Origin of the sequence: Pseudomonas sp. MPB23, assembly GCF_046605395.1 — a bacterium.
Taxonomy (GTDB): Bacteria; Pseudomonadota; Gammaproteobacteria; order Pseudomonadales; family Pseudomonadaceae; genus Aquipseudomonas.
Window position 1 is genome coordinate 373,482 of record NZ_CP176771.1, and the last position, 12,193, is coordinate 385,674.

A 12,193-nucleotide genomic window follows, 5' to 3' on the forward strand; every position below is an offset into this window, starting at 1 on the left:
AGTGGGCAGGATGCCCTTAAAGAGCCCCGCAGGTCTGGAACGGTTGGCAAGCCCGCCCTCGCCACGGATAATGCCGAGTTTTTCCACCTGCGCATCGCGCGCCGCCGCTTGCGGTCGAAAGAGAACACCATGAAAGACACCATTCGCCAGTTGATCCAACAAGCCCTCACCCAACTCGTCAACGAAGGTGTGTTGCCTGAAGGCCTGACGCCGGCGATCCAGGTGGAAAACACCCGCGACAAGACCCACGGCGACTTCGCCAGCAACATCGCGATGATGCTGGCCAAGCCGGCCGGCATGAAGCCGCGCGACCTGGCGGAGAAAATCATCGCCGCGCTGCCGGCCGACCCGCAGGTGAGCAAGGCCGAAATCGCCGGCCCTGGCTTCATCAACGTCTTCCAGAACACCCAGGCCCTGGCTACGCGCCTGGACGTCGCCCTGGCCGACGCCAAAATCGGTGTGCGCAAGGCCGGCGCCAGCCAGCGCGTGGTCATCGACCTGTCAGCGCCGAACCTGGCCAAAGAGATGCATGTCGGCCACCTGCGTTCCACCATCATCGGCGACGGCGTGGCGCGGGTGCTGGAGTTCCTCGGCGACACCGTGATCCGTCAGAACCACGTGGGCGACTGGGGTACCCAGTTCGGCATGCTGATGGCCTACCTGCAGGAAAACCCGATCACCAGCAACGAGCTGTCGGACCTGGAGAACTTCTACCGCGCCGCCAAGAAGCGCTTCGACGAATCCGCAGAATTCGCCGACCGCGCCCGTGGCCTGGTGGTCAAGTTGCAAGCCGGCGACACCGAATGCCTGGAATTGTGGAGCCGCTTCCGCGATATCTCGCTGGCCCACTGCCAGAAAATCTACGAACTGCTCAACGTCAAACTGACCATGGCCGACGTGATGGGCGAAAGCGCCTACAACGATGACCTGATCAATGTGGTCAACGACCTCAAGGCCAAGGGCCTGCTGGTCGAGAGCAACGGCGCGCAGTGCGTGTTCCTCGAAGAATTCAAGACCGCCGACGGCGAGCCGCTGCCGGTGATCATCGTCAAGGCCGATGGCGGCTACCTGTATGCCACCACCGACCTGGCCGCCGTGCGCTACCGCAGCGGCGTGCTCAAGGCCGATCGCGCGCTGTACTTCGTCGACCAGCGCCAGGCCCTGCACTTCCAGCAGGTGTTCGAAGTGGCGCGCCGCGCCGGTTTCGTCACCCATCCGATGCACATGGAACACATGGGGTTCGGCACCATGAACGGCGCCGATGGCCGCCCGTTCAAGACCCGCGACGGCGGCACCGTGAAGCTGATCGACCTGCTCAACGAAGCCCAGGAACGTGCCTACACCCTGGTGAAGGAAAAGAACCCGGAACTGGCCGAAGCCGACCTGCGCAACATCGCCCGCGTGGTGGGCATTGGCGCGGTGAAATACGCCGACCTGTCCAAGCACCGCACCAGCGACTACAGCTTCAACTTCGAATTGATGCTCAACTTTGAAGGCAACACCGCGCCGTACCTGCTGTACGCCTACACCCGCGTGGCCGGGGTGTTCCGCAAGCTGGGCAAGGACTTCAGCGAAGTCCAGGGGCAGATCAACCTGGAGGCACCGCACGAACAGGAGTTGGCCGCCAAGCTGGCGCAATTCGGTGAAGTGCTGAACAGCGTCGGCGAGAAAGGCACACCGCATATCCTCTGCACCTACCTGTACGAAGTCGCCGGGTTGTTCTCCAGCTTCTACGAGAACTGCCCGATCCTCACCGCCGACGACGAAGCCCAGAAGCAAAGTCGCCTGCGCCTCGCCGCACTGGCTGGACGGACCCTCAAGCAAGGCCTGGAACTGTTGGGCCTGGAAACCCTGGAGCGTATGTAAGTTGGCTGCCAAGAAAAAACCTGCACCCAAGCGCGGCGCGAGCCGCTACCAGGCCCCGGCAAAGAAGCCGATCCCGGGCTGGTTGTGGATGGCCATCGGCCTCACGGTCGGCGCGTTTATTGTGTTCCTGATGAAGCTGGACCCCGGCCAGGGCGATGATGTCAAACGGGTCAAACAGGAACAGCAGAAGGCCACCAAAATGGCCGAAGCCAACAAGACCACGCCAAGCCCGACGGCGCCGGTGAAGCCGAAATACGACTTCTACACGCTGCTGCCGGAATCGGAAGTGATCGTGCCGCCGGACGCCGTGCCGGAGAAAACCCTGCCGACGCCGCAGGTACCGACTACCCCGGTAACCCCGGCGGAAGCCGCGAAAATCGACACCGCACGCGCCCAGGCCGCGTTGGCCGGGATTACCCCGCCACCGCCACCACCGGTTGCAACCACCAAGGCGGCGCCGGTGACCCGGTTTTTCCTGCAGGCGGGCTCGTTCCCGAAACAGGCGGATGCGGATCGCGTGCGCGCGCAGATCATTCTGCTGGGCCAGGCGGTCACGGTGGAATCCGGCACGGTGAAGGATGCGACCTGGTATCGCGTGTTGGTGGGCCCGTTCAGCAACCGCGAACAACTGACCGTGGCACAGAAGCAATTGGCCGGCGCAGGTTTTAGCAACCTGTTGTTACAACAGCGCCAGAGCCGCTGACTCGGGCTCAACGCCGATCAAAATGTGGGAGGGGGCTTGCTCCCGATGGCAGTAGGTCAGTCAACATTGTCGGCGACTGATACACCGCTATCGGGAGCGATCCCCCTCCCACATGGGTTTTGGAGTGTTCCTGAAAGGGTGTAAGACCAATAGCCACCATTCGTCCGTACCAACCTCTCAAGGTTGAAATCCCCCCCACCACCCCCATATGAGTTCCCACCAGGGCATTTTCGCCCCGCTGCGTGGAGACTCTCCCCTTGACCACCATCGTTTCAGTACGTCGCCACGGCAAAGTCGTCATGGGCGGCGACGGCCAGGTTTCCCTGGGTAATACCGTGATGAAAGGCAACGCCAAGAAAGTGCGTCTCCTCTACCACGGCCAGGTACTGGCTGGTTTCGCCGGCGCGACTGCCGATGCCTTCACCCTGTTCGAGCGTTTCGAAGGCCAGTTGGAAAAACACCAGGGCCACTTGGTTCGCGCCGCCGTCGAACTCGCCAAAGAATGGCGCACCGACCGCTCCCTCAGCCGCCTCGAAGCCATGCTGGCCGTGGCCAACAAGGATGCGTCCCTGATCATCACCGGTAACGGCGATGTGGTTGAGCCTGAGCATGGCCTGATCGCCATGGGCTCCGGCGGTGGCTTTGCCCAAGCGGCGGCCAGCGCACTGTTGAAGAAAACCGACCTGTCGGCCCGGGAAATCGTCGAGACCGCCCTGGGTATCGCCGGCGATATCTGCGTGTTCACCAACCACAACTTCACCATTGAGGAGCAGGACCTCGCCGAGTAAGCCGCAGGCTTATTACCGCTTGAGGACCGCCAAACATTATGTCCATGACTCCCCGCGAAATCGTCCATGAACTCAATCGCCATATCATCGGCCAGGACGATGCCAAGCGCGCCGTTGCCATCGCGCTGCGTAACCGCTGGCGCCGGATGCAACTGCCCGAAGAACTGCGCGTTGAAGTAACGCCCAAGAACATCCTGATGATCGGCCCGACCGGCGTCGGTAAAACCGAGATCGCCCGGCGCCTGGCCAAGCTGGCCAATGCCCCGTTCATCAAGGTCGAAGCGACCAAATTCACCGAAGTCGGGTATGTCGGTCGCGATGTCGAATCGATCATCCGCGACCTGGCCGACGCCGCCCTCAAGCTGCTGCGCGAACAGGAAATGACCAAGGTCAGCCTGCGCGCCGAAGACGCCGCCGAAGAACGCATCCTCGACGCCCTGCTGCCACCGGCACGCATGGGTTTCAACGAAGACGCCGCACCGGCCTCGGACTCCAACACCCGCCAGCTATTCCGCAAGCGCCTGCGTGAAGGCCAGTTGGACGACAAGGAAATCGAGATCGAAATCGCCGAAGTCTCCGGCGTCGACATTTCCGCGCCACCTGGCATGGAAGAAATGACCAGCCAGTTGCAGAACCTGTTCGCCAACATGGGCAAGGGCAAAAAGAAAAACCGCAAGCTCAAGGTGAAGGAAGCGCTGAAACTGGTGCGCGACGAAGAAGCCGGGCGCCTGGTCAATGAGGAAGAACTCAAGGCCAAGGCCCTGGAAGCGGTCGAGCAGCACGGCATCGTGTTTATCGACGAGATCGACAAAGTGGCCAAGCGCGGCAACTCCGGTGGCGTCGATGTGTCCCGCGAAGGCGTGCAGCGCGACCTGCTGCCGCTGATCGAAGGCTGCACCGTCAACACCAAGCTGGGCATGGTCAAGACCGACCACATCCTGTTTATCGCTTCCGGCGCATTCCACCTGAGCAAGCCAAGCGACCTGGTGCCGGAACTGCAAGGCCGCCTGCCGATTCGCGTGGAGCTCAAGGCGCTGACCCCAGGCGACTTCGAGCGCATCCTCAGCGAGCCGCACGCCTCGCTCACCGAGCAGTACCGTGAGCTGCTGAAAACCGAAGGCCTGGGCATCGAGTTCCTGCCGGACGGTATCAAGCGCCTGGCGGAGATCGCCTGGCAGGTCAACGAGAAGACCGAGAACATCGGTGCCCGTCGCCTGCACACCCTGCTGGAGCGACTGCTTGAGGAAGTGTCCTTCAGCGCCGGCGACCTGGCCGGCGCGCAGAACGGTGAAGCAATCAAGATCGACGCCGACTACGTCAACAGCCACTTGGGCGAATTGGCGCAGAACGAAGATCTGTCTCGCTATATCCTGTAAGTCATACACAGAACTGCTTTGATTCTGTGTGGGAGGGGGCTTGCTCCCTCCTACATTTTCAAGCCGGTTTATTCAGGATCGTCATCAATGTCCAAATTTCCCACCGCTATAAACCTGCACAAAACCTCCAACACCCTCGGCCTCACCTACGGTCCCGACGAGGCCTACCAGTTGCCCGCCGAATTCCTGCGGGTGCATTCGCCGTCCGCCGAGGTCCAGGGCCACGGCAAACCCATCCTGCAATTCGGCAAGCTCAACGTCCGCTTGATCCAGATCGAACCGGCCGGTCAGTACGCACTGAAATTGATCTTCGACGACGGACACGACAGCGGATTGTTCACCTGGGACTACCTCTACCAATTGGCCGTGCGTCAGGATGCGCTGTGGGCCGATTATCTCGCCGAGCTCACCGCGGCCGGCAAAACCCGCGACCCGAACGAATCGGTCGTGCGGCTGATGCTCTAGCCCAGGCTTCTTGCTGTTTAGAGGGCATTTTCTAATTTCATCTGCTTGAATGCCCTGTCGCGCGGCCAACGATTGGCCTGCTTGCGAAAAAAATTAAACTCGGGTAACCAATGGAACTGGCAAGTTCTCTGCATTCGGTAATGCGGGATCAACGGTCACCCGAGTCGCAGTACCTGGCTTGTGCTGTGTATCGAAACCTGGTGCGCAGCGGTACCCGGTACTCGTCTTTCGGACAATGGAGCGTCGTAGATGAGTAACAAGAATAACGATGACTTGAAACGCCAGGCCTCGGAAAACACCCTGGGGCTCAACCCGATCATCGCGTTACGTAAAAAGGATTTACTGGCCTCGGCAAAGATGGTGCTGACCCAAGCCATCAAGCAACCGTTGCACAGCGTCAAGCACGTCGCCCACTTCGGGGTCGAATTGAAGAACGTGATGTTCGGCAAATCGCAGCTACAACCCGAAAGCGACGACCGTCGCTTCCATGACCCGGCCTGGAGCCAGAACCCGCTCTACAAGCGCTACCTGCAAACCTACCTGGCGTGGCGCAAGGAACTGCACGAGTGGATCGGCGACAGCAACCTGTCGGAACAGGACATCAGCCGCGCCCACTTCGTGATCAACCTGATGACCGAAGCCATGGCCCCCACCAACAGCGCGGCCAACCCGGCAGCGGTCAAGCGCTTCTTTGAAACCGGCGGCAAAAGCCTGCTCGATGGCCTGTCCCACCTGGCCAAGGACATGGTGCATAACGGCGGCATGCCGAGCCAGGTCAATATGAAAGCGTTCGAGGTGGGCAAGACCCTGGGCACCACCGAAGGCGCGGTGGTGTTTCGCAACGACGTGCTGGAGCTGATCCAGTACGCGCCGATCACCGAGCAGGTGCACGAACGCCCGCTGCTGGTGGTCCCGCCGCAGATCAACAAATTCTATGTCTTCGACCTGAGCCCGGATAAGAGCCTGGCGCGCTTCTGCCTGCGCAACGGCCAGCAGACCTTTATCGTCAGTTGGCGCAACCCCACCAAGGAACAGCGCGAGTGGGGCCTGTCGACCTATATCGAAGCGCTCAAGGAAGCGGTCGATGTGGTCACGGCGATTACCGGCAGCAAGGACATCAACATGCTCGGCGCCTGCTCCGGCGGCATCACCTGCACTGCGCTGCTGGGCCACTACGCGGCGCTGGGGGAGAAGAAGGTCAACGCCCTGACCCTGCTGGTGAGCGTGCTGGACACCACCCTGGACACCCAGGTCGCGCTGTTCGTCGACGAGCAGACCCTCGAAGCGGCCAAGCGCCATTCCTACCAGGCCGGCGTGCTGGAAGGTCGCGACATGGCCAAGGTGTTTGCATGGATGCGCCCCAACGACCTGATCTGGAACTACTGGGTCAATAACTACCTGCTGGGCAACGAGCCGCCGGTGTTCGACATCCTGTTCTGGAACAACGACACCACGCGCTTGCCGGCCGCCTTCCACGGCGACCTGATCGAGCTGTTCAAGAACAACCCGCTGGTGCGCGCCAATGCTCTGGAGGTGTGCGGCACGCCCATCGACCTCAAGCAGATCACCGCCGATATCTACTCACTGGCCGGCACCAACGACCACATCACGCCGTGGCAATCCTGCTACAAGTCGGCGCAGCTGTTTGGCGGCAAGGTGGAGTTCGTGTTGTCCAGCAGCGGGCATATCCAGAGCATCCTCAACCCACCGGGCAACCCAAAAGCGCGCTACCAGACCAGCGACAGCCTGGCGGGCAAGCCACTGGAGTGGCAGGAAAACGCGACCAAGCACACCGATTCCTGGTGGCTGCATTGGCAGGCCTGGCAGGCGGAGCGGGCGGGCAAGTTGAAGAAGGCACCGACGACATTAGGCAATAAAACCTACGCCGCAGCCGAAGCGGCACCCGGTACCTATGTGCATGAACGCTAGAGCACACTTTTTTTGGATTGAAATGGAATCAAATGTGGGAGGGGGCTTGCTTCCGATGCAGGCGGCGCGGTGTATCTGTTACACCGCAGTGATGCTATCGGGAGCAAGCCCCCTCCCACACTGACTGCATTCGCGCTGTAACACTTCACAGGGTTTGACCCATGCCGCAACCGTTCATCTTCCGCACCATCGACCTGGATGGCCAGACCATCCGCACCGCGGTGCGTCCGGGCAAGCCTCACTTGACGCCGCTGCTGATTTTCAACGGCATCGGCGCCAACCTTGAGCTGGTATTTCCGTTCGTCCAGGCCCTGGACCCGGACCTGGAAGTGATCGCCTTCGATGTGCCGGGCGTGGGCGGTTCGTCCACGCCCAGGCTGCCCTATCGCTTTCCCGGCCTGGCCAAACTCACCGCGCGCATGCTCGACTACCTGGACTATGGCCAGGTGAATGCGGTGGGGGTGTCCTGGGGCGGGGCGTTGGCGCAGCAGTTTGCCTATGACTACCCCGAACGCTGCAAGAAGCTGATTCTCGCCGCGACCGCCGCCGGCGCGGTCATGGTGCCGGGCAAGCCGAAAGTGCTGTGGCTGATGGCAAGCCCCCGGCGCTATATCCAGCCGTCCCACGTGGTGCGCATTGCGCCGATGATTTATGGCGGCTCGTTCCGCCGCGACTCGAAACTGGCCGCCGAGCACGCGAGCAAAGTGCGCTCGGCGGGCAAGATGGGTTACTACTGGCAACTGTTCGCCGGGATGGGCTGGACCAGCATCCACTGGCTGCACAAGATCCGGCAGCCGACCCTGGTGCTGGCCGGGGACGACGACCCGCTGATCCCGCTGATCAACATGCGCATGCTCGCCTGGCGCATTCCCAACGCGCAGTTGCACATCATCGATGACGGCCACCTGTTCCTGATTACCCGGGCCGAAGCCGTGGCGCCGATCATCATGAAGTTTCTCGAGGAGGAGCGCCTGCGGGCGGTGATTCATCCCCGACCGGCGGTGTAAGGACCACACCGCCGCGCAACTTGCCAGGAACCGACTATGGTTCTGAATTGGCGTGCCTGTTGATGACTTGACGAAGGAGTGTTGGCTCATGCGAGAAAGACCCGTGACGAACCCGGCGCCCACCCCCGCTGCGTTCATCAATGCGCAGAATGCGATCACCGGCCTGCGTGGTCGCGACCTGCTGTCGACCCTGCGCAGCGTCGCCGCCCACAGTTTGCGCAACCCGGTACATACCGCCCGTCACGTCCTGGCCCTGGGCGGTCAGATGGGACGCGTGCTGTTGGGTGAAACCGTGCATGAACCCAATCCTCGCGACAGCCGCTTTGTCGACCCGACCTGGGCCCTCAACCCGTTCTACCGGCGCAGCCTGCAAGCCTATCTGAGCTGGCAGAAAGAGGTCCGCCACTGGATCGACGACAGCACCCTGAGCGACGACGACCGCGCCCGTGCGCACTTTGCCTTCTCGCTGCTCAACGACGCCGTCTCCCCATCCAACACCCTGCTCAACCCGCTGGCCGTCAAGGAGCTGCTCAACTCCGGCGGCAACAGCGTGGTGCGCGGCGTGAGCAACCTGTTCGACGACCTGCTGCACAACAACGGCCTGCCCCGCCAGGTGAGCAAGCAGGCATTCGAAGTCGGCAAGACCGTGGCCACCACCCCGGGCTCGGTGGTGTTTCGCAATGAGCTGCTGGAGCTGATCCAGTACAAGCCCATGAGCGAAAAACAGTACGCCAAGCCGCTGTTGATCGTGCCGCCGCAAATCAACAAGTACTACATCTTCGACCTCAGCCCGGCCAACAGCTTTGTGCAGTACGCCCTGAAGAACGGGCTGCAGACCTTTATCGTCAGTTGGCGCAACCCGGATGTGCGCCACCGTGAATGGGGCTTGTCCACTTATGTGGCGGCGCTGGAGGAAGCGCTCAACGTCTGCCGGGCGATCACCGGCGCCCGCGAGGTCAACCTGATGGGCGCCTGCGCCGGCGGCCTGACCATCGCCGCGCTGCAAGGCCATCTGCAAGCCAAGCGCCAGTTGCGCCGCGTCGCCAGCGCCAGCTACCTGGTGAGCCTGCTGGACAGCCAGATCGACAGCCCCGCCACGCTGTTCGCCGATGAGCAAACCCTGGAAGCCGCCAAGCGCCGCTCCTACCAGCAAGGCGTGCTGGACGGCCGCGACATGGCCAAGGTGTTTGCCTGGATGCGCCCCAATGACCTGATCTGGAACTACTGGATCAACAACTACCTGCTGGGCAAGGAACCGCCGGCGTTCGACATCCTGTACTGGAACAACGACAACACGCGCCTGCCCGCCGCGCTGCATGGCGACCTGCTGGACTTCTTCAAGCACAACCCCCTGAGCCATCCCGGCGGCCTGGAGGTGTGCGGTACGCCCATCGATCTGCAGAAGGTCACGGTGGACAGCTTCAGCGTGGCCGGGATCAACGACCACATCACCCCGTGGGACGCGGTGTACCGTTCCACGCAATTGCTCGGTGGCGAGCGACGCTTCGTGCTGTCCAACAGCGGGCATATCCAGAGCATCCTCAACCCGCCGGGCAACCCCAAGGCCAACTACGTCGAAAACCCCAAGCTGAGCAGCGACCCGCGCGCCTGGTACTACGACGCCAGCCACGTCGAAGGCAGTTGGTGGCCGCAGTGGCTGGCCTGGATTCAAGCGCGCTCGGGCGTACAGCGTGAAACCCTCACCGCCCTGGGCAACCAGAATTACCCACCGATGGAAGCAGCGCCCGGCACTTACGTGCGGGTGCGCTGAGCTCAACGATCACCTTAAGAAGACTGGATGAAAACCCGCGATCGTATCCTTGAATGTGCCCTGCAGTTGTTCAACCAAAAGGGCGAACCGAACGTATCGACCATGGAGGTGGCCAATGAAATGGGGATCAGCCCCGGCAACCTCTACTACCACTTCCATGGCAAGGAACCGCTGGTGCTCGGCTTGTTCGAGCGCTTTCAACATGAGCTGTCGCCGCTGCTCGACCCACCGGCGGAAGCGCAGCTGGAAGCCCACGACTACTGGCTGTTCCTGCACCTGATCGTCGAGCGCATGGCCCATTACCGGTTTCTGTTCCAGGACCTGTCGAACCTGGCGGGGCGCCTGCCGAAGCTGGCCAAGGGCATGCGTCATTTGCTGACGGCCCTCAAGCGCACCCTGGCGTCATTGCTGGCACGCTTGCAGGCGGCGGGGCAACTGGTCAGCGATACCCAGGCGCTAGGGCAATTGGTGGAGCAGATCACCCTGACCCTGCTGTTCTCCCTGGACTACCAGCGGATTCTCGATCGCGAAGGCGAGGTGCGCGTGGTGGTCTACCAGATCATGATGCTGGTGGCGCCCCATTTGATGATGCCGGCACGCCAGGCCATCGAACGGTTGGCGCTGCGTTATCTGGACGATGAGGGTTAGTGCGTGTTCGTCATCCCGCGCCCCTGAACTGATGGGTGAACTTGAACAGTTCGCTGTCGCTGCGGATACCCAACTTCCGATAAGCCGATTGTTTTTGCGTGCTGATCGTACTTGCACTGCGCGAGAACTTTGCGGCAATCGAGTTCACCGACATGCCATCCAGAAAACAGCGCAACACTTCCTGTTCTTTAGGCGTAAGACAGGCGTTCAACTGCATCGAGGTTGAAACGTCCATTTTCGATTTCATCGTCGCGACATCAAGCACTGACTGTATGCCCTGCAGTGCCGGCACCATACACGGCTGCAAGTAGATACGCCCCTGGGCGACCGTTCGAATGGCCGTGATCAATTCGGTCAGGTTCTGGGTTTTCCCGAGTATTCCCCAACATCCGGCCTTCAACGACAGCGAAACCGTGGCCGGCGTGTAGTGCGAACAGACAATCAACGGCCGGCAGCGGCTGAACCGTCGATTCAGTGCCTGGATCAGACTGAGGCCGTCGTTGTCCGACGGCGCCAGGATAAAGTCCATCACCACGACGTCCGCCGGCCGCCGCGCGAGCGCGTCGAGTAATTCCCTGCCGGTGCCGAAAGTACCGATCACCGTGAGATCCGCCTCTTTGCTCAGCCCCAACTCGATGCCCTGCCGAACCATCTCGTGATCATCTAACAGCATGACGGTGTACATATTGGAAGTTGAAGTAGGCATAAAGCGCCTCGCATAAGTGAATACCGCATCACATCAACAAACCGACTGTTATGCGCACGGTATACCCAGCTACATGCAAGGATCAATACAACACGACAATTAGAGTCATCCCTACAGCAACGTCTTACAGGCAAATCTTGGTACTACAGAAAAGTCCTAAATTTAAAACATTACTTTTCAAATAATCACGATAGGCAACTCGATACTTTTCTATAGATACCCAACCGGTTAATCGGCAAATTACGGCTCCCCCGCTACATGAGGCAACAGCCTTTGATTAATGGCGGGCAACACCGATGAATCACCACTGGAACCACCATGAAAGGTCACACTTTATCCACCGTCGCTGCTGCCTTGGCCTTGACCACAGCAGTCTCAGCGTACGCCACCGATGGCACCCTCAATTTCAGCGGTCTGGTGACGGACCTGACCTGCACGGTTGAAGGTGCAGCCGCCGGCAGCGGCGCCGTGGTCAAGGACGTCAACCTCGGCGGCGTTTCGGCGGCCCGGCTGGCAAGCGCAGGTAATCGCGCCAACCTGACCGGTTTCACCCTGCGCATCGGTGCGCCAGGCGAAGGCAGCTGCACCAACGGGCGCACGGCCATGGTGGCCTTCGATCCCACCAGCCCGGCCATCGACGTGGCGACGGGCCGTTTGAACACCGATGGCCACGACGACCCCGCCAACACCACCGCCGCCAAGAACGTCCAGGTGGAAGTGCTTAACCGCGACGGCTCGCCGATCCACCTCTACAGCGGGAAATCCAAAGGCGTGGTGATCGTCGACAACCAGGCCGTTATCCCGCTGGCCGCGCAACTGTATGCCAGCGGCGCCGTCACCGAAGGCACGGTCAACACCCGTGTTGGCTTCTTGATCGAGTACGCCGAGTAAGGGAGCGACAGGCCTTGCACGTCAGGGCCAACGCTTACCGACG

General features: G+C 61.2%; 11 protein-coding genes. 10 read left to right on the forward strand and 1 reads right to left on the reverse strand.

What is annotated here, in order from left to right; translation table 11 throughout:
• Positions 1-129 precede the first annotated feature (129 nt).
• The 9 genes from argS to ACLH0J_RS01610 all read left to right on the forward strand — a co-directional run bounded on the left by argS (position 130) and on the right by ACLH0J_RS01610 (position 10,553).
• Complete coding sequence (gene argS / locus ACLH0J_RS01570; protein WP_411390609.1) at positions 130-1,866, forward strand: arginine--tRNA ligase; 1,737 nt, start codon at positions 130-132, stop codon at positions 1,864-1,866.
• A gap of 1 nt (position 1,867) precedes the next feature.
• Entirely contained in the window at positions 1,868-2,569 is a 702-nt protein-coding gene (locus ACLH0J_RS01575) for an SPOR domain-containing protein (protein ID WP_411390610.1), read from the forward strand.
• Between the two features lie 257 nt (positions 2,570-2,826).
• Entirely contained in the window at positions 2,827-3,357 is a 531-nt protein-coding gene (gene hslV, locus ACLH0J_RS01580) for an ATP-dependent protease subunit HslV (protein WP_247399883.1), read from the forward strand.
• A 38-nt stretch (positions 3,358-3,395) separates the two neighbouring features.
• Positions 3,396-4,733 carry an ATP-dependent protease ATPase subunit HslU gene (gene hslU, locus ACLH0J_RS01585; RefSeq protein ID WP_411390611.1) on the forward strand — a complete coding sequence of 446 codons (1,338 nt, stop codon included), beginning with the start codon at positions 3,396-3,398 and terminating at the stop codon, positions 4,731-4,733.
• Between the two features lie 87 nt (positions 4,734-4,820).
• Positions 4,821-5,198, forward strand: a complete 378-nt coding sequence (locus tag ACLH0J_RS01590) for a gamma-butyrobetaine hydroxylase-like domain-containing protein (protein ID WP_411390612.1) — start codon at positions 4,821-4,823, stop codon at positions 5,196-5,198.
• A gap of 249 nt (positions 5,199-5,447) precedes the next feature.
• Positions 5,448-7,127: a class II poly(R)-hydroxyalkanoic acid synthase gene (gene phaC / locus ACLH0J_RS01595; RefSeq protein ID WP_411390613.1), complete on the forward strand. Its 1,680-nt coding sequence runs from the start codon at positions 5,448-5,450 to the stop codon at positions 7,125-7,127.
• A 161-nt stretch (positions 7,128-7,288) separates the two neighbouring features.
• A complete protein-coding gene (gene phaZ, locus ACLH0J_RS01600; RefSeq protein WP_411390614.1) occupies positions 7,289-8,134 on the forward strand; it encodes a poly(3-hydroxyalkanoate) depolymerase in 846 nt (281 codons plus the stop codon).
• An 88-nt stretch (positions 8,135-8,222) separates the two neighbouring features.
• A complete protein-coding gene (gene phaC, locus ACLH0J_RS01605; RefSeq protein WP_411390615.1) occupies positions 8,223-9,905 on the forward strand; it encodes a class II poly(R)-hydroxyalkanoic acid synthase in 1,683 nt (560 codons plus the stop codon).
• Positions 9,906-9,932: 27 nt separating this feature from the next.
• Positions 9,933-10,553 (forward strand): TetR/AcrR family transcriptional regulator, encoded by a 621-nt coding sequence (locus ACLH0J_RS01610; RefSeq protein ID WP_411390616.1) that lies wholly within the window; start codon positions 9,933-9,935, stop codon positions 10,551-10,553.
• Positions 10,554-10,563: 10 nt separating this feature from the next.
• Here ACLH0J_RS01610 and ACLH0J_RS01615 read toward each other — a convergent pair whose 3' ends face one another.
• Positions 10,564-11,259, reverse strand: a complete 696-nt coding sequence (locus ACLH0J_RS01615) for a response regulator (RefSeq protein WP_411390617.1) — start codon at positions 11,257-11,259, stop codon at positions 10,564-10,566.
• A gap of 318 nt (positions 11,260-11,577) precedes the next feature.
• On the opposite strand from ACLH0J_RS01615, the gene ACLH0J_RS01620 reads away from it, so the two are divergent.
• Complete coding sequence (locus ACLH0J_RS01620; RefSeq protein ID WP_411390618.1) at positions 11,578-12,150, forward strand: fimbrial protein; 573 nt, start codon at positions 11,578-11,580, stop codon at positions 12,148-12,150.
• Positions 12,151-12,193: the final 43 nt, after the last annotated feature.

What these genes read in the sequence shown, in the direction of transcription:
- argS (WP_411390609.1), top strand. Translation starts at nt 130, where the DNA reads ATGAAAGACACCATTCGCCAGTTGATCCAACAAGCCCTCACCCAACTC.
- hslU (WP_411390611.1), top strand. Translation starts at nt 3,396, where the DNA reads ATGTCCATGACTCCCCGCGAAATCGTCCATGAACTCAATCGCCATATC.
- ACLH0J_RS01590 (WP_411390612.1), top strand. Translation starts at nt 4,821, where the DNA reads ATGTCCAAATTTCCCACCGCTATAAACCTGCACAAAACCTCCAACACC.
- phaC (WP_411390613.1), top strand. Translation starts at nt 5,448, where the DNA reads ATGAGTAACAAGAATAACGATGACTTGAAACGCCAGGCCTCGGAAAAC.
- phaZ (WP_411390614.1), top strand. Translation starts at nt 7,289, where the DNA reads ATGCCGCAACCGTTCATCTTCCGCACCATCGACCTGGATGGCCAGACC.
- phaC (WP_411390615.1), top strand. Translation starts at nt 8,223, where the DNA reads ATGCGAGAAAGACCCGTGACGAACCCGGCGCCCACCCCCGCTGCGTTC.
- ACLH0J_RS01610 (WP_411390616.1), top strand. Translation starts at nt 9,933, where the DNA reads ATGAAAACCCGCGATCGTATCCTTGAATGTGCCCTGCAGTTGTTCAAC.
- ACLH0J_RS01615 (WP_411390617.1), bottom strand. Translation starts at nt 11,259, where the DNA reads ATGCCTACTTCAACTTCCAATATGTACACCGTCATGCTGTTAGATGAT.
- ACLH0J_RS01620 (WP_411390618.1), top strand. Translation starts at nt 11,578, where the DNA reads ATGAAAGGTCACACTTTATCCACCGTCGCTGCTGCCTTGGCCTTGACC.